Origin of the sequence: Nitrincola sp. (genome assembly GCF_048264025.1) — a bacterium.
GTDB lineage: Bacteria > Pseudomonadota > Gammaproteobacteria > Pseudomonadales > Balneatricaceae > Nitrincola.
Genome location: NZ_JBLXDN010000004.1, coordinates 34,875 through 53,520 on the forward strand (window position 1 = coordinate 34,875; position 18,646 = coordinate 53,520).

The following is an 18,646-nucleotide window of genomic DNA, read 5'->3' on the forward strand; positions in this document are numbered from 1 at the left end:
GAGGATTACACATGGGAAGCGCAGCACGCTATCTGCACAATGCGGCTGGACAGTCCTGGAAGCATCGGGCCTTGCGGCAATGGCATGGCCTGATCAGGCGTTCGCTGGACACTCAGCGGGTTAATAGCCAGCGTCAAGCGACCACTGAGGTGGAGTTGCTTGAGCAGCGTTTTATGCTTTCCGGTGATCTGTTGGTGATACCACCCACCCCTCAGGATTCGCAGGAATCTGTGATCAATCTGCAGCACCAGGCAGAAGCCGATATGCTGGCGGATTTTTCACTTGGTGGCGTACAGCAGCAAAGCTTGATTGATGAGCTGATCTTCATTGATACGGCTGTTGAGCAGCCTGAATATCTGATAGAGCAAGCATTAGCCCAGCGTGGTGATGGCCAGGCCCGTGTTGAAGTGGTTTATCTGGATGCCGGTGCAGACGGTGTGCAGCAAATCAGCCAGTGGTTGTCGCAATATGCTGATTTGCAAGCGATCCATATTATTTCTCATGGCGAAGCCGCCAGTGTGCAGCTGGGCAACACCACACTTGATACGACCTCACTGGATGCTTATGCAGAAGTACTCAGTAGCTGGCAAACCGCTTTAGCTGAAGGCGCTGATCTGTTGTTTTATGGCTGCTCTGTGGCCGAGGGAGAGGCAGGTCAGGCTTTTGTTGAGCGTATTGCTGAACTCACTGGTGCGGATGTAGCGGCATCGGATGACATGACTGGTGCGGAGCAGTTGGGTGGTAATTGGATCTTCGAATACACCACCGGGGTAATCGAAACCCAGGCATTATTCAGTGCCGGCCATACGGTTTACGATGCCTTACTGGCTGATCTGACATTTACGGATGAATCAAAATCCGCCATATTGACTGCGCTGCAGAACCTGGACCAACTGGGTAACCAGGCACTCAATGATGCGTTATCTAATGCGGATATACCCGGGCTGAGTAACACCAGTATCCTGAGCCTGTTGGACTTAGGTGGTGCCAATTTTGATTTGCATGCAAACGCCAATAACTATTTTGCCAGTGGCGGCCCACACACCCTCTCTGGGCTGGTCAGCTATCTCAACAATAATAGCGCTTTATTGCTTATTGACGGTATAGAAGCCACGCTGACAGTCGATGCCAGCAATCCAGCTATGCCAATCTATGGCTTGCGTCTGACAGCGGATCTACAGCGTAACTCGACACACACAGTAACACTGAATCCGGCTGGCTATACACTCGATGCTATCACAGCCGATGCTGTCACCCGGCTGAAACTGGCACTCGAAGCCGGTATTCGCTTGAGTACGGACCCGAGTGTTGACCCCGAGGGTTTTATCCGCGCAGATAAGCTGCAACTCAGTACGCAGATGTCCGGTGAAGGTGATTTTAGCCTGAATTTGGGTGCCGCGTTTACCTTGCAGGATCCAGACAATCTGGATAACAGTCGCCAGATCACCAATAGCGAATATGCTGTTAGTCTGATTCAACGTCAGGTGACAGCTGAAGCTCAGGGGCGTTTTGCCTTAAGTGGTGCTACACAGCAGGCTGCATTTGGTGCTCAGGCCTATCTGGCGCTGCAGGGTATACTGAATGGCGACGCGCTGAGTTTCAATTTTTACCGTGATGCCAATCTAAGTGATGCAGCCATTCAGGCGCAACTGCAAACGTTGTTGGCGCACTGGGCGCAGTTGGCGGTACAGCTGGATCAGTTGCAAGCACTTTCTGTCGAGTTACCGCTGGTCGATCAGTCACTCCTGTCGCTGATGGTGACGGAAGATGGCCGCACTCTGGGTGATATTTTCCAGTTTGGTTACTATCTGCCGGGTGGCGGTTTTACCACTGTGTTGCAGCAATACCTCTCTCAGGGTGATGCCACCTACATGGGGTTGATGTTGGAGTTGCAGGATTACCTGCATGGCCGTGGGACTTATAGCAGTTTGCAGTCGCTGATTCCGGCCGATGCCAGTGATTCCCTGTTCAACGTGACGGGAGGGCTTAATACGGCGGGTAACGAACTCGCTTTAGGCCTGGAGTTGGCACTAAACCGTGAGTTTCTGGCACAGCTCAGCTTTGGTGATGCGCTTGCCAAGGTGGGTTTTGCCTGGGGTGATGGACAGGGAATAACCCTGAATGCTCTAATCGATCTCAAGTTTGATCACCGCATTACCACGTCTTCGGCCAGCTTTGACCTCAATGAACTTGCGTTACAGGTTAGTGCGCCTACTGGAACCTTCTATGCACCCGCTCTATTGGGTGCCTTGCCAGTCACTGCCAGTGGTGTGCTGACATTTGACTCTGGACGAGTCACTGTGACAGCCGTTGATGACGTTGTGTCAGCTGATACCTCAACTGCTGAGGTCAATGCTGCTCTGAGTATGACCCTTTCAGGTGATCTGTTTGGGGTGCCTCTGGAAACTCTGGCCGGTGGTGTTCCTGGGGTTGAGATCAGTTTTAATAATGGTGCGGCGACCTCTTGGACAGACATTGCCAACTATAACTCTGAGGTGACGCTGTCCCACTTTACTCAGTTGAGTGCATTGAGCAGTCTGGAACCCCAGCAGTTGATGGATATGCTGTCTGATGTTGTCCTGTACCTGGAATCCTTGCGTGATTCTGGTGAATTTGACGGTTTGCTCCCTTTCACTGAGGTGAATCTGGGGCAGGGGCTGGATTTCAGTCAGGGCCTGATGGCCTTGTTTAACGAGGGCCTGCAGGCAACCCGTCAGGAAATACTTGCGGGTCAGGCGGTATCACCACGTTTGACGGACAATCTGTCATTTGATTTACAGGTGCAAATGCCAGGGCAGTCAGAGCTGTCGGTATTGACCATTACACTGCTAGCCAGCGAAACCAGCAGCTTTACCCATATCAATCAACTCGCCAGCCTCATTGATCAGAAAATAGCGCAGGCCGCTAACGCTGTATTGGGCTGGCAATTGCTGGATAGTGATGTGCCGGTAACAGCGCTGGTACCGGTGGCGGCAGTCACTGAGCTGATCAAAGGCGGCCTGTTACAAGCAGGTCGCTATAGCAACGCTCAGCAGCAGGTCAGGTTGCACACCAGCGGGGGCGATTTCCGTATCCGTGTTGGGGATGGCAGTTGGTCTGCAGAGGTCTCCAGTTATAGCAGTGCGGCAGAATTGCAGCGTGTATTGGAGAATCTGCCGGAGATTGGCAAGGGTAATGTGCAGGTCACAGGGGACGCACGTAACTGGCAGGTTACTTTTGTCGGTGCATTGTCGGGTCAGGAGGTCGCACCGCTGGAAGTGGAATTTGCTGCCAATGCCAAGGCCGGTGGTTTGTTAGAAGTCTCCGCACAGGATCTGGACCGCGTCGATGGGCTCACCTACGGGCGCCTGGTGATCTCTCAAACACAGCCAGGTACGTTTGAGAAATTGAATATTGCACCATCTGTAGGGATTCAATTTAGCGAAGAACAGGCCGCGGCATTTGATGTCGATGAAGATACACCGGTGCAACCAGCGGTGTATCAGTTGCAGTTGATTCATGCGGCCGGTGGTAGTTTCAGCGTTAATTTCAGCTATGACGGACAGTCATTTGAGACTGAGACGATCAGTCTGGAGGGCGAGGGAACCTGGAGCGATCGGATTGCATTGGCCTTGAATAAGGCGATTAACGATGCCTACCGTGAGGATAATGCGGGGCATGTAGATCAGGAATATCTCACAGTAGAACTGGCTCCCTTGGGCACTACCAATGACGGTATCCAGTCATTCTATATTGCAGCGAATATTCTGGAGGTCAGCGCCGGAAAAACCTTGAGCGGCTTCTCGGCTGATATTACTGAGCTCCGTTCTCAACCCGGTGTACAGGTGTTCGTGACTACCCTACAAGAGGGTCGCGTGGGTACCTCTGCGGAAGGGCGGTTGGGTGAAGTTCAGCGTCTGACCTTGGCGAATGTTGCCGGTGGCAGTCTGCAGATGCTATTGAATCTGGCTGATGAAGCACTGGAATCTGATGTCCTGAGTCTTACCACATCGGGTGAGTTGAAAACGGCCAATCAATTAGCGGCCGATCTTGCTTCCACGCTCTATCAGATGCTGATTAAGGTCTATGCCGACCTGGATCCAGCTGATATTCAGGTGTCAGTTGTCGCGGGTCAGGGCTATACCTTCGATATCCGTTTTACCGGTCAATTGTCCGGCCAGGATATAAATACCCTGTCAATCAATAAAACCAGCATAGTCTCAGCATCGGATTTTACCACCAGCTATGCCGATCTTACCTTGGCTGGTTTTCAGGCGGCAGGCGAGTCCATGCAGACTCATTCACAGCCGGGATTCACTGATTGGCACGTGTTGATGGACCGTTTCCAGCACGCAACCAACAGCCTGTTGAATAACACCCTGACAACTGAATTTGCCGAGTTCAGTGTCAATCCTCGTTTTGATCTGGCCAGCCAAACACTCTGGCTGGACCTGTTCGTAGGCTCAGGTATCCAGATCGATGCAGTTCAGTTGCTATTGGATGCTGAAGCGGGTGGACTAGAGGGGTTCAGTGTCGATGCCTGGATGGATATTACTCATGAAACCTTTTTCAATGGATCATTGGGCTTTGACCTGAGTCAGCCACAGGCTATTTCACTCCTGGCTGTGGGGCCTGTGGTGGGCTCTGTGACTGGAACTCAGGCTGATCCTGTGCTTAACAACCAAACGCTGTCGCTAGGATTTAATGTGGATGGACGCCAGTTTAATCTGGCTGACATACTGGCTGCTCAACCCACTGAAAATGGATTCGCCAGTGCGGCAGGCGCACAAGTATCGGTGACCTCGCAGACTGATTATATTAACAGCAGCGTCAATGCATTTATTCGTGTTAATGGCAGCGTGCTGGAAAACAGTGAAATCAGTGCCGTAGGCCGTGCGCCCGGCCTGGCGCTAAAGGTTGGTAGTGATGAGTATGTTAGTGTCATTAATGGGCTGGATGCTGGAGCAACCATTGAGGTCGTTATCCAGATCAATGGTGTTGAGCGGTCGTTATTAGTTGATTCGACTATCACTGCCAATGCTCTCAGAGACAGCATCAATAGTGCCTTTAATAGTGCATTTGACGCCACCCTGAACGGTGATCGGCTGGTGTCCATTCTGAATGCGGAGCTGGCCGCAATTGCCGGCACTGGACCTCTGTCAGGCTATGATAATCTGGCTGGTGCACTGTATTTCGAGTTGACTGCAGAAGGGCAGTTGCAACTCCGCACCTTTGCCGCGGTTAACCAGATTATTCTGACACAGCCGAATACGGCGGAGGGTGTTGTTGGACTGGAGGCTCTAGGAATCCAAATGGGTGTTGAGAACGCCATCCGACCCGCACCTGATTCTAACTATACACTCCCGTCTGATGGACGACTGACAGAAGATGCTGCATTCCAGCTGCGCCTCGATAATGCCACAGCTATTGATATTACCCTTCCAGCTTCACTGACGGTTGATAACACTTCGTTGGCAGATCTGATGGCGGATATTCAGCAGGTACTGAATTCAATTGATATTTCGGCACATGCTTATCTGGGTACGCTAGACGGCGGGTTGGGCTATACCCACCTGGGTCAGTTGATCCGCGCAAATTTGCTTTCCACTGAAATCAATACCGGGCTGGACCTCAGCTTTGGAAACGAAGCAGACGCTGATCAGGATATAGAACATAGCTACTACCTGGAGCTGCAGGTTCTTGGCAATAAAATTGCGCGTGCCCAGATTGAGATGGCGGATGAGGGCAATATTGGTAACCGTGAACTCGGTCTGACGGCCAGACAATCGGTAAAAACAGCCGCTGTTTCGATGCAACTGCAAAATGCCATGATAGGTGGCCAGCTCAGTGCCGCAATGCAGGCCGGTGGTTCGGCTTCGGGTCAGCAAGGGTTGCTGGAGCTGCTTTTTGGCGATATCCAGATTGCCGATGGCGCCTATCAGGGTGCATTTGCGTACTATCTGGTTGATACCCTCAACAGCAACGACACCAGCCTGGATTTTAATGCCGCCCTCGACAGTGTGCTGGTACAGGGTGCACAGCTGGGGTTGACGGCAGATACCCAGGTTCGCGATGAGACTACATTGCTCCTTACTCCGTTCAACCAGCAGGGTCAGACGGTACATGATGTTGGTCTGACGATCAGTTTCGATGCTTTTACACTGGGTAATCAGGCCTATGAGGCCTTTGATTTGGCCGTAGTACTACGCCAGTTGGCAACACAGAATAACACCTCGGTTGCTGATCTGGCGGCCGATCTGAATGCCGCTATTCATGCAGCGCTGAGTGCACATTTTGAAGGGGAGACAAACCCTTTTGATGGTCATGTGTTTGTGGTCGTTGATGATACCGGGCGCTTTGAAAAATTGCGTTTTGTGACTCTTGCACATGGTGAGGGTGCGACCCGAGTTGAACAGCAAAAAGTTCAGATGACACTGCGCAATCGGTTATTGCTGGATGAGTACAGTGCGGAGGGGTTGGTCTGGTCGGAGTCGACACAGGCGGCAATCACTCTGGGTGCTATTCAGGTCGGTTTACCCGAAGGGTTCAAGGATCAGTTCGGTAATACCCTGAGTGCTCCTGATATTAGCGAGTCATTGGTGCTGAATTTAGCGAACGCCGCTGAGGTCTTGAGTCTACCGGATATTCTGGCTGACATTGATGGCGATCTGCCTGATTTTGGACTCTATCAAGGCCTGGCTGAGCAGAGCTGGGCTGGGGTGCTGGATGACCTGACGCAACTGGCCTCTTTGTTGGGTAATCTGGCGAACATGAGCGAATTAAGCTTGTTTGGTCAGAAATTACCGGTACTGAACAAGTCATTGCACGAGTTACTTAATCTTCAAGGTCACTTCAACCAGGTTTATGACGAGCTGAGTCAGATAGATCAGGCCAGCTTTCGTTCGTTACAGACCTTGCTGGAGTCAGCCTTTGGCCTGGAAGCCAATACGATTGACTACTACCTGGATACAGACCGCCAAGCGCTGGTAATCAATATCCCCTTTACGCTGGCGTTTGAATCACTGGAGCAGTTCAATCTGCTGCTGGCTGACGCACGGCTTATGCAGATGTTTTCGGCTGCAGATCAAACTTTATTAAAAGAGTTGCTCGGTCCTACCCTGAGTATTACCGATGCAAATCAGGAAAGTTTGTTGCGCTTGTTCCGTGAAGTAACCTTCAATCTGGAATTAGGGCTGGATCTGGCGCGGGAAGACGAGGGGCAGCCTAATTCTAATCTTGGGCGCTTGTTCCTGTTTAATGCGCGAGACCAGGGCGGAACGTCGATGCAGTTCCGGCTGTTCAATGATACCGATCAGACGCTGAATTTCACCTCGCCCGTTACGCTATATGAATTGCAGGTTGATGGTGGCAAGGTCGAGCTGGACCTGGAGGGCGGCTATCAGCTAAACAGCGATGGTGGTCGTCTCTATTTGGGTGAATATGCTGCGCATATCGTTGCCTCCATGTTACCCGTGCAGGTACAAGCCACGGATGAAAATGGTCAACCACTGTTTGAAGACGATGGCACGACGCCGGTGATGGTGAGTTCAGCCAATACAGATGCCAGCAATGCTGTCAAAGCGATAAAACAGGGAGCCTTCGACCTGTCCTTGACTGGTGATATTGAAGTCAGCTTACCCCTGAGTATCGTGGTTTCCGACCATTTGGCAGACCTTACCGCTGAAGAGTTACCGATATTTGTCAATCCTATGCCTATAGGCACGGCAGAAATTGCTATTCGGGATCTGAATAAACTGCTGAGTAAAATGCTGGGTGATAGTCTCAGTTTAGCCACCCAGGTGGCTGAAGCGGCCAGGCCGCCACTGGTGAACAATGGCGGTGGCGATTTGAACCAGGAGGGTGTGCCTGGTGATACTCAGGACGAGTCTGATTTGCCCGGTGTGGATCTGACTCCGGATAACCCGCTGACCGGTGGCGAAGGTCAATATACCCAGCCCAGTGATGATATTCAGGTGCCGGTCTTTTCTGCACCTGAGATACAACCTGGCAGTGACGGGTTTGATCTGAGTCTGATACTGCCTAACCTCGGTGGATGGCAGGAGACCTTCCTTCAGGTGCTACAGAATGCCGGTCTGGGTGAAGATTTTTGTGATCCAGATGGTGTCAGACTGAAAAGTGCCCCCTTACTTTTCTTGTTGAGTGATCCGGCTTTTGTGGTGGAAACGCTAGATACGGTATTGAGTGCTTTCCAGAGTGTGATCGACACCCTGACATCCGGCGTGGTTGGGCCAATCATCGGTGCTGAAGCCTTGCAGGAAATGACCCAGTTTGTTGCCGGTCTTCGCGAAGGCTTTATCAGCAGTTTAACTAATGCGTTGAACTCGGTAATTTTCAATTATGGCAGTCTCGACAATGCACTGCGCATGGTGCTCTTTGATCTGCTCTACCATCCGGATAATCCATATCTGAACTTCCTGCGCGATTACAATGGCGACGGCATCATTACCCCAGATGATATTGTGCTTGAGTACGTAGCCCAGGATGCCGACCAGTACACCTTTGTGAATATCCCTGAGCTGACAACGCTACTTGAAGCTGAACAGCTTTGGGCAATTCGTAACCTGACTGAGGGCGGACAACGTACTGGGTGGGTGGCATCAGGTGAGCGACTGCAACAGGCTGATGCTGATGGAAATCTGGTATTCCGTGACGCTACCGGTAACGCTTATATTCGCATGCCCCAGTTGGATGAGATGGACCAGCAGCGCGAGGATGAAGACGGTAATTTGCTGTTTGAATACTATGCCGCTGTGCGTGTCAATGTAGCTTCCGAAGGTGAAACACCCGTCTACGAAATCCAGCCGGTCGTAGGTGCCGAGGCTGTTGAATTAGATGCAGACAAGCTCAAACCCTGCTATTTGGGAATTGCTGGTCAGGTGATTGTTGATCTGACTTATCAGGATTTGTTTGGCGGATTCTGGTATCGCGAGAATATGTCCGGTGACCCAGACTTCCTGACTGATGATCAGGCCGAAGCGATCGATGCCTTCCTGGCATCAGATGCGTTTCTGAGTCAGTTCCCTGGCTGGGACGGTGAGTTGACGGCTGATGTCATTGAGGTGATCCGTGAAGAGTTTATTAATGACTCCGACCTGCGCGAACTGAAATTTGTCAGCTACTCAGACGAGCAGGTGAACGCCTCCAAACAACTGGTGTTTGCGCAGAGCAGCGCTGTCCAGTTCCGCATGAACTTGGGTCAAACCATCGAGTTACCCGATGCGTCAGTGGCCTTTGATGTCGGCGTGCCTGGCCTGAACCTGGAGATAGACGGCGGATTGGCTGTTAATCTGGACTGGGATTTTTTCCTTGGGTTTGGTCTGGATGTCAATCAGGGTTTTTATCTGGTGGCAAATATGCCAGGCCATGCAGGTATCGGCCAGGTAACTGAATTTGCTGAAGACAGTCAGGAGTTGTATGGCAAAGCCTGGGTAGCTACCGGTTTTGCTGATGCAGGTATTTTGCGTGATTCAGCCGGTTTTCCTGTGGATGCCGATGGTAACCGCATTCTCAACGATGAGGGCTATCCTCTCACTGTTGAGGAGGAGGCCCTCTATGCAGATCAACTCGTGTCGATGGATGAAGCTATCAGCAATCTCTGGTCATTGGATGATGGTGTTGAAGTATCTGAGATACAGTTCCAGATTAGCGCCTTTCTGGCACCTTCACCGAATGAGACTAATTTCTATGAGCAGCGTGTAGTTGAAGAATATTTCAATCTTGAAACCAAGCAGATTGAGAAGCGCTTCGTCAAGAACGGTAGTGAATATGTTTATGAAGTAGTTTACACCGACCAGCCCAAACTGGATGCTGAAGGCAATACACTCTATGAGCTGGCCTGGGAATATGAAACCGAGGTGGTGGATGGTCGTGAACAGATAAAATACGAAGCCTTGCTCAGTGCGGCCGGTCATTTTGTCTACCGTCGTCAGACTGGAAATGGGCAATACGAGTATAAAGAAGAAAGCAGCCGTCTTACCAATACTGGTGGCTGGGAGCTGATGCTGCAAACGGACCGCTTCGGTGATCCGATTCCGATCTATACACTGGATGGCGGTGGTCAGCGTATCGCCGTGATGGTGGATGGCGAACAGGCATTAATGACTGATCGTTTTGGTCGCTATGTGCCTCAATATAAAGAATTGCGTGCTCCGGCGAGTCTGCAAGCCGAATTGCTGTTTATGAATGGCACCATCACGGATAATTATTCAGGCTGGATTAAAGATAATGAAGGTCGTGTCTGGGGTGATCGTGAAGCCTGGCAGGATGACACCTTTGGTACCATCTGGTACGACGATCAGTCCAACTTTGATGCCTGGGGTGTCAGCGACACGCTGTTTGATGGCAAGACCGGCTATGAAGGTTCCAGAACGCAGTTCCTGGCCAGATTTGAAATAGATCTTACCGATAATGCATCACTCGGCTTCAGCTCAGGAGACACTCTGGGATTGGATGAAGGTGTGGCTGGGGAAGTGGACGATATACTCGATGGCACCTTTGGTGGCAGCGATGGTCGTCTGACATACAATGTGTTGACCACCAATGACCTGGGTGATCTGTTTGAGACACATTGGGAAGCCTATGCACAGATTAACCTGCAGATGCAGCTTGGTGTGGGTTTTGGTGATGCGATTCAACCGGACCTGTTGCCGGCCATCGAGGGTAACTTCCAGCTTACCTGGTCAGCGGAGAAAGAAGACCCAGATCAGCCGGAATGGCAGCAGTGGATGGATCGTTTTGAGGAATTGACCTCCAGCGACTACTACTCCCTGTTTGCCGATCAGCCGGGTGTATGGATGACTGATATCGCGTTGGATATGGGGACTTTCTTCTCCAACTTCCTGGAGCCAGTGATCGATGTGATTTCAGTGGTTACAGATCCGTTTGCACCAGTCATTGAGCAACTGACCAAGCCGATACCCGGTATTTCTGACCTGATGCGTAAGAACTACTCGCTGGTGGATATGGCGGTAGACTTCTCCAAAATCAGCGGTGGCAATGCCAAAATAGATTTTATTGTCTCGCTGATCAGCCTGTTTGATACCATCAACAGCCTCAAAGCCGTGATTGATGCCGGTGGTTCGACAGTCAAGCTGCCGGTGTTTGATGTGTTGTTACTGGCAGGCAATAGTCATTCAGAGTTTGCTCTGGATAATGTCCTCAACTACATCGGTGACGTAGCAGATTTCAGTGCCGTTGCCAAAGCGATCCCTGGCGAAACCACCATTTCGCTGGATCAAGGCATGAATGACTTCTTTGCTGCGCTGGAAAAACCTGCCAATGCGCTGCAGTTCCCGATTATCGATAATCCGGGTGATGCCGTACTGGGTCTGTTGTTTGGTAAACCGGTTGACCTGGTAACTTATACTCCGGCTAATCTGGAAGTCGGTGTTGGCTTTCGCAAAAGCTTCCCTGTCTATCCACCGCTGTTTGTCGGTGTAGGGGGGGAGATCAAGCTGGAGGCTTTTATTACGCTGGGATTCGATACCTATGGTGTGATCAAGTTCCTCGACAGCAAGAATGTTGTGGATGTCATGGATGGATTCTACATCAGTGACAATATTGACTCCCGAGGGGTAGACCAGCCAGAAGTGATGCTGTCTGCACAACTGGTTGCCTTTGCCGAATTGAATGCAGTAGTCGCACGTGGTGGTGTGGAAGGAGGAATACGTTTTGAAGGTACGCTGGATCTGTGCGATCCGGACCAGGATGGCAAGGTGCGTGGTTCTGAAATCTACGCAATAATTGCTAAAAATCCAGCCGCACTGGTTAGCTTAGATATGCGTGCCACTGCCTTTATCCGCGCTTATCTGGACGTTTTGGCACTGATCAAGTACGTTCGTGTGTGGGAATATACCTTCATGGACGTGACGCTGTTTGAGTGGTCACTGGATCTTTGTAATCAGGATCCAGTTCTGGCTTCTATGGATGGTAGCGTGCTGGTGTTGAATACCGGTTCCGGTTTTGCGGGTGTCGATGGTTATCCGAAAATCAGTTTTGATGCTTCAGACCGCTTGCGTAAGAGCACCGAAGATGGTGATGAACATTACACTTTGAACCTGTCTGGTAGCAATATCGAAATAGTAGCGGTATTGCCGAATGGTCAGGAATACACCCAGACCTATCGTCGCTCCACCGCAGTACATGGCTTTAGTGGAGCCGGAACGGATGTGTTTGATGCGCGCGGTCTTGGCAATATCCCAGTCTATTTTGTCGCGGGTAGTGGTGATAACACCTTCTATGCCAGTAATGCTGCCAGCGGTAATGTGCTGATTGGTGGTACCCAGGGCATTGCGCGCCTTTACGGAGGCAGTGGTGAGGATATGCTCATTGCTCGGGGTGGGCAAACCGTCATGGAAGGTAAGGCCGGGGATGATACCTACCGTTTCCTCAACGAGTGGGGCCGCGTCACTATCAGTGACAACCAAGGCCGTAATATTCTTGATTTCAGTGCTCAGAAACGCAGTGTGACCTTTGATGATGCAGCGTTGAATGCTGTGCAAGGACGCAATGTTGTGCAATGGCAGGCAAGCACCCAGATTAATCTGGTTAAAGGTGGTCAGGCCAATGACTGGCTGAACTTCGCCGGTAATGCCCAGAACCTGATGATTACTCTGACCGGGTTAAATGCCGGTTGGGTAACCAGCTCTACCAGTGGCATGGGGCAGTCCAATTTACCGGCCAATGGCACTCAGCAAGGTGCTGCTGAAACGTCTGGACAAGGCTTTACCTTTGTCGGTTTCGAAAATGTACTCGGCGGTAAAGGCAGCGACGTATTTCGAGTTCAGGCTGGGGCATCGGTTACAGGTAGTCTGCGTGGCGATACCGGCATGGATAACGTCAATGCCCGTAACACGATCGACTTCTCAGAGTTTACCCAAGGTGTTCAAGTTGATCAGACCGGCACCAGCCGTTTTTCTGGCACTGGTAATATCAGTATTCGTGGTTTCCACAATATGTTTGGTGGTGCTGGCAATGATGTACTGATCGGCAACAGCTACAACAATCTGATTGTCGGCAATGGTGGCAGTGATAATCTCAGTGCCATTGGCGGACATAATCTACTGATCGCTGATAGCTTTCGGACCTACCGCAATGGCGATAGCAGCGTGTCCGCTATTCAAGTGGGTGACTATACCAGCCTGCAACAGGCTGGGCTCGCTGGCGGTCATGGCAATGATGGTCGGATGTGGTTGTGGAAAGACAAGACCCTGGAGTCCATCGGTCTGGGCAATGGCAGCCAGGTACTGCGAGGTGCCGGAGGCAATGACATATTGATGGGATCATTGGGAAGTGATCGAATCCTTTCCGGGGAAGGTAATAATACCATTATGGCCGACCTTGGCCTGATTCGGGTGGATTTCAATTATAACCTGCCGCTCTATCTGGAAAGCTTCGGGGCAGCCGGTGGCGGCAATGACAGTATCTTCCTCGGCGGTGGTAACAATATTGTTATAGCCGGGAATGGCAACGACAGTATTACTGCAGCCGATCGCCCGGAAAGCCTGAATATTATCCTGGGTGATAATGGTCGCATTGCCTTCAAAACTGACCAACGCACCTTTGCTGTGAATTCGCAGGGTTTTCGTATGCTGGACTATATTGAAGCCCCCGTGAATGAGATGGGGGGTGCCGGGGGTAACAATCTGATCCAGATGGGCAGTGGCTCGGCGATCATTTTCGGCGGAGCCGGTAATGATGTCATCAGTATGGCAGCATCCAGTTCTACGGCCCAGAATGTGCGTTTTATTGCCGGTGATCATGCCCGCATCGAAACGGATGGCAATGGCGGCGTGGTGCTGTTCAAAACGTTGGATATCGAAAACAGCAGCGGTGGTGATGACTTCATCCGTATCGGTGATGGCGCTGATTCAGCACTGCGTCATCTAGGAAGTAATTTTATCCTCGGCGGCATGGGCTCAGACACGATTCTTATCTCGGCACATTATGATGACAATGGGCAACTGATTCGTGGCCTGGCTCAGAGTGAAGATGTGATTATCGGAGATAATGGCGAAATTCGCTGGACAGTGTCCGGTAATGGTAAACCTAATCTATTGCAGAGCGTTCGTACCCTTGAAGATGACAAGGGTGGCGATGATGTCATCATAACTGGCAATGCGGGTAAGGTGATTTTGGGTGGTTTTGGCTCTGATGAGATCGCTGCACTGGACGGTATCAATATTGTCTTCGGTGACAATGCTGAACTGCAATATGACGCGGTTGCTGTCAATGGCGTGCTCCGTCTGGCGCAGTCGAAAAATGAAGTGCTGGGCGGTAACGACACCATTACGCTGGGTGAGGGTTATAAGCTGGTTAGCGGTGGTATCGGTGATGATGTGATTTCAATCGATGCGCAAGGCACCCCAGAGGCCTTTGGTGTGGAGTGGGATACCGATGGCGGATTCCTTGCTGGTGTAACGGGGATCTCCGCTGTTATTGCCGGGTTTGGCGGGGTGTTAACAGTACCCGCTCAGGAAGCACGGGGCCGAACCGGTCGCTATATCGCCGGTGATAACCTGCGAGCCACCTTTGATCAGCGTGGCGGTTTAACTAACCTGGCGACAACCGACCAGATCGCAGCGACCGGTGGTGATGATCAAATCACCACCGGTCGACAGAATACCAGTGCTTATTTGGGCCTAAACGTGGTGTTCGGTGGTATGGGGGGGGATCAGATTCTGGTGCAGTCTGGCAGTATGGCTGAGAACGTTATATTTGGTGATAACGGTCAGTATGATCGTCAGGCACTCAGCTATCAGATGCTGTCACTCACCAGTAGCATTCCCAACTCCGGTGGCAGTGACACAATACAGGTAGGATCTGGCGATAACATTCTGATCGGCGGCTTTGGCAATGATACTCTGCGCCTAGACTCTGATGATCAACATGCCTTGGTTGCGGCGCATTTCAACCGCAGCATTGTGCTGGGCGATTCAGGTGAAGTTGTCTATTCCGGTGGTGCACTGCAGCGCATCGAAAGCCTGGGACACAATGCTGGGGGCCGTGATAGCGTTACCATCGGCGATGGTGACGTTACCTTCGTTGGGGGCTTTGGCGGTGATACGCTGAACATTAACTCTAACCGCACGGCCTTCCGTATTCTGGCGGGCGACAATGCACGTATTATTTTTTCACCGGTTCAGGATATTCGTGAACAGGCCGCCAGCCTGACGCGTATCATCACTCTGGATCAGGTGTCAGCCACCGGTGGTAATGATGTGATGAACATCGGCATTTCCGGAGCTTCCACTGGCGATATGGGTGAAGTCATCGCACTGGGTGGTGTGGGTTCTGATGCGATCCGTGTGTCTGGTGAACGCGCTCGGGTAACCTTGATTGGTGACAATGGTGAGGTGCAGCGTGTGGCTGGGCACCAGGGACATCGCTTGCTGGTTAGCAGTCTGGATCCAACACTCGGTGCGGGGGGGACCTTGCAGACTGTAGCCGGTGACTATGTCATTATCGGTGGTTCTGGAAGCGATAATATTCGTACTGGTAAAGGTACAGGGGTCGTATTTGGGGACCATGGACGCATCAGCTATTCAGCATCGGGTTACCTGAGCTCTTTGACCAGTTTGTCGATTGCACAGGGTGGTAATGACACCATCGAGCTGGGTGTCGGTAGTGGTATCGATGGTCATAAATATGTTATCGGTGGCGTTGGCTCTGACAACATTACCCTAAGTTCTAACCGCGGTTCAGCTGCAGACCCTATCGAGCGCGCTATTGCCGGTGACAACGTCAGTATGGCCTTTGATGTCTTGGGACGAATGACCAGTTTCACTACACTCGACAGTGAGTTGGCAACCGGCGGTAACGACCAGATTACCCTGAGTATGTCAGGTGATCGTGAGAGTGAAGTGATCACGGATTACAATGTTGTTGCCGGTGGTATGGGTGATGACGATATCAATATACAAGGGTCAACACGCAGTAGTGATGTGGTTTCAGGTGATAACCTGGATTATCGCCGTAGCATCAGTGTTAGCGGCGAACGCCAACATCTGTTTGCTGGAGTGCTAGTGCCAACAGCCGGCGGTAATGACATTATTCGTGTTGGCGCTGGTGAAAAGATCCTGTTCGGTGGACAAGGGAATGATCGCATTACCGCTAATACCGAGTCTGGTGATCGTACCGTTATGTTCGGCGATGCTGGTAATGCGGTGTTTAACAGCAACGGCAATGGTGAGTTGATCCAGTTACTTTCAACCTCTGCGCAGTTGGGTGGTCAGGATAACCTGACGGTAACCGGTGGTGAACTGTTCCTGTTTGCTGGACTGGGCCGTGACACTGTGACGGTGACCGGAAATGATGAATCAACACGTATAATCAGTGCGGCCAGTGCTCAGGTTAACTTTGATCAGGGCGTTGCAGTACTGCTGCAAAGTGCAGGGCCTGATCAGGTTGATGCGGGCAGTGCTGACACCCATTTCATTCTGCCCAACTCAGGTACCAATTTTGTTATTGGGGGGGCTGGTTTTGATACGCTTACAGGCAGTCAGGGCGATCAGCATCGACTTTTACCTGGCAGCGGTTCGATCAACCTGCTGACTAAAGTAGTCAGTGTGGTGGTGTTAGGTGATGAGGGCGAACTTGGTTTCACTTTAGAGGGTGAGTATGCCACTGGGCTGCCTGATGAGAACGGCGTTTATTTGAAACGTCCAGGACGTGATTTTGTTCGTGCTGCCCCGGTGGTGGACCCGGATGATCCAGATCCTGCTGACCCGGATGAGCCGACTGATTTCACCTATTTTGGTGCGGGCAGTGTGACCGAGGACCTGGCTAACGAAATTTCCGGACGGATCGCCTATCCTGCACTGGAGGGTGGTTTTGCCACCTTTGATGCTCAGCAAAATAGCCAGGCTGGACTGTATGGCTACCTCACTGTGTTGGAAAATGGTGCCTGGCGTTACAACCTGGCCCATGACGCGCAAGGATTAAATGCTGACTTGAATGCTCGGGTACAGGCGTTGACTGATGGTGATCAGCGTACTGAGTATTTCACCGTAACGACCACCGATGGTAGTACTACCACGGTCATCATCACAGTGAATGGTCGTACAGATACCCCGGCAGATGTGAATGCCCAGATACAGGAAGATGCTGAGCAACTGAGTATTTCTGGTCAGGTAGTCGATACAAATGATCCGCAACAGCGCACGCTGTTCCAGCCGTTTGAGTCCGTGGGAACTTTTGGTGTTCTAGTGCTCCATGCTGATGGACGCTGGGAGTACCAGTTGGATAATGACAAAGCCCAGTCACTACGTGAGGGTGAACTGGGAATAGAGCTGTTCCTGGTACAAACCCTGGATGGAGCAACCAGCCAAATTGCCATCACTGTCGAAGGTGTCAATGATGCGGCTGAAATTCAAGGCAGTTCGACTGCCGCACTGGTAGAAGATGCGCTGGATGCCGAACGTGAACTGCGGGTGGAAGGTCAACTTCGTGTTGTGGACCCGGATACAGGTGAAGATCGCTTTGATTTGCAACGAATCGAGGCGGCTCAGGGCGTGCTTGGACAACTGCAACTCAGTGCTGAGGGCGACTGGGTTTACACTCTGCACAATGGTGATATTCAGTATCTGCATGCAGGCGAAACACTGATTGAAACTTTCACCGTTTACTCACTGGATGGCACCGCATCAGAGGTGATACAGATTACCTTGACCGGGGTAAATAACCCTGCTCAGATTGCCGGCCAGTTCAGTGGACAAGTGGTTGAAAAACAACAACTCAGTGCCTCAGGCAGCCTGACTGTCATGGATGCTGATCAAGATCAGTCGTCTTTCCAGCCAGCCAGCTACCACAGTGCTTATGGCCAATTGCAGATCAATGCTCAAGGCCAGTGGGGCTATCAGTTGCAGGCTGACAGTCAAGCACTGCGTGATCTGAATCGTGATCAGGTGGTTTATGACCGTTTCACACTGAATACACTGGATGGCACGACCTTCATCGTGGAGGTTCGGATCACGGGTGAAACGGGTGTACGAGAAGCCGGTCAAGACAGTGATGCTCTATACCCGCCAAGTGCCATTGATTGGGGGCAGCTGTCTCCCTCAAATTCGGTGAAAGCCTCCTACAGTCATACTAGCGATGTTGATACTGATCGTGATGGCAAAGACGATGATGATCTGCCAGATGTTCAAATCAGTCTACTCACACTGGGTCAGCAAGGCTTTATGCAACTCAAGCCGCTGGCTCCCCCTGTAACGGGGGTACAGTTGCGTACCGATCTTTCCAAAGGGCTGCTGGAGCAGGGTTTACAGATAGAGTCGCTGCCCCTGGCAAACACTGATGCCGATGAAGCCGTCGATAATGATGAACAAGACGCTGTCGAGCAAGCTGATCAGGTCCTGGATTTACTGGATCCAGGTTTATCAGCCGAGGGTGAGTCTTTCAACCCTACTGGTTCAGAGATACCTGATGAAGAGGATCAAGAGCTCGATGCAACCGAAGAAGCAGAAGAAACCCAAGAGATAAATGAAGACGCTGCCAGTTTGCAAGCGTTGCAGACCCTGGCACAGACCGCCGCGTTAACAACCCGTCCTGGACGTATTCTCTGGGGTTGGAACGGATGAAATCAGACACAATGAACCGAGTATTTTCCATGCAGTTCAGAAAAACACCTCGACAGTACACGACTGGG

Annotated in this window: 1 protein-coding gene; it reads left to right on the plus strand. The window is 51.4% G+C overall.

Going from position 1 to position 18,646, the window contains the following annotated elements; all coding sequences use genetic code 11:
* Positions 1-11: 11 nt before the first annotated feature.
* Positions 12-18,578, plus strand: coding sequence for a VCBS domain-containing protein (locus tag ACN0R1_RS04675; RefSeq protein WP_417580436.1), 18,567 nt, complete (start codon positions 12-14; stop codon positions 18,576-18,578).
* Positions 18,579-18,646: the final 68 nt, after the last annotated feature.

What these genes read in the sequence shown, in the direction of transcription:
- ACN0R1_RS04675 (WP_417580436.1), top strand. Translation starts at nt 12, where the DNA reads ATGGGAAGCGCAGCACGCTATCTGCACAATGCGGCTGGACAGTCCTGG.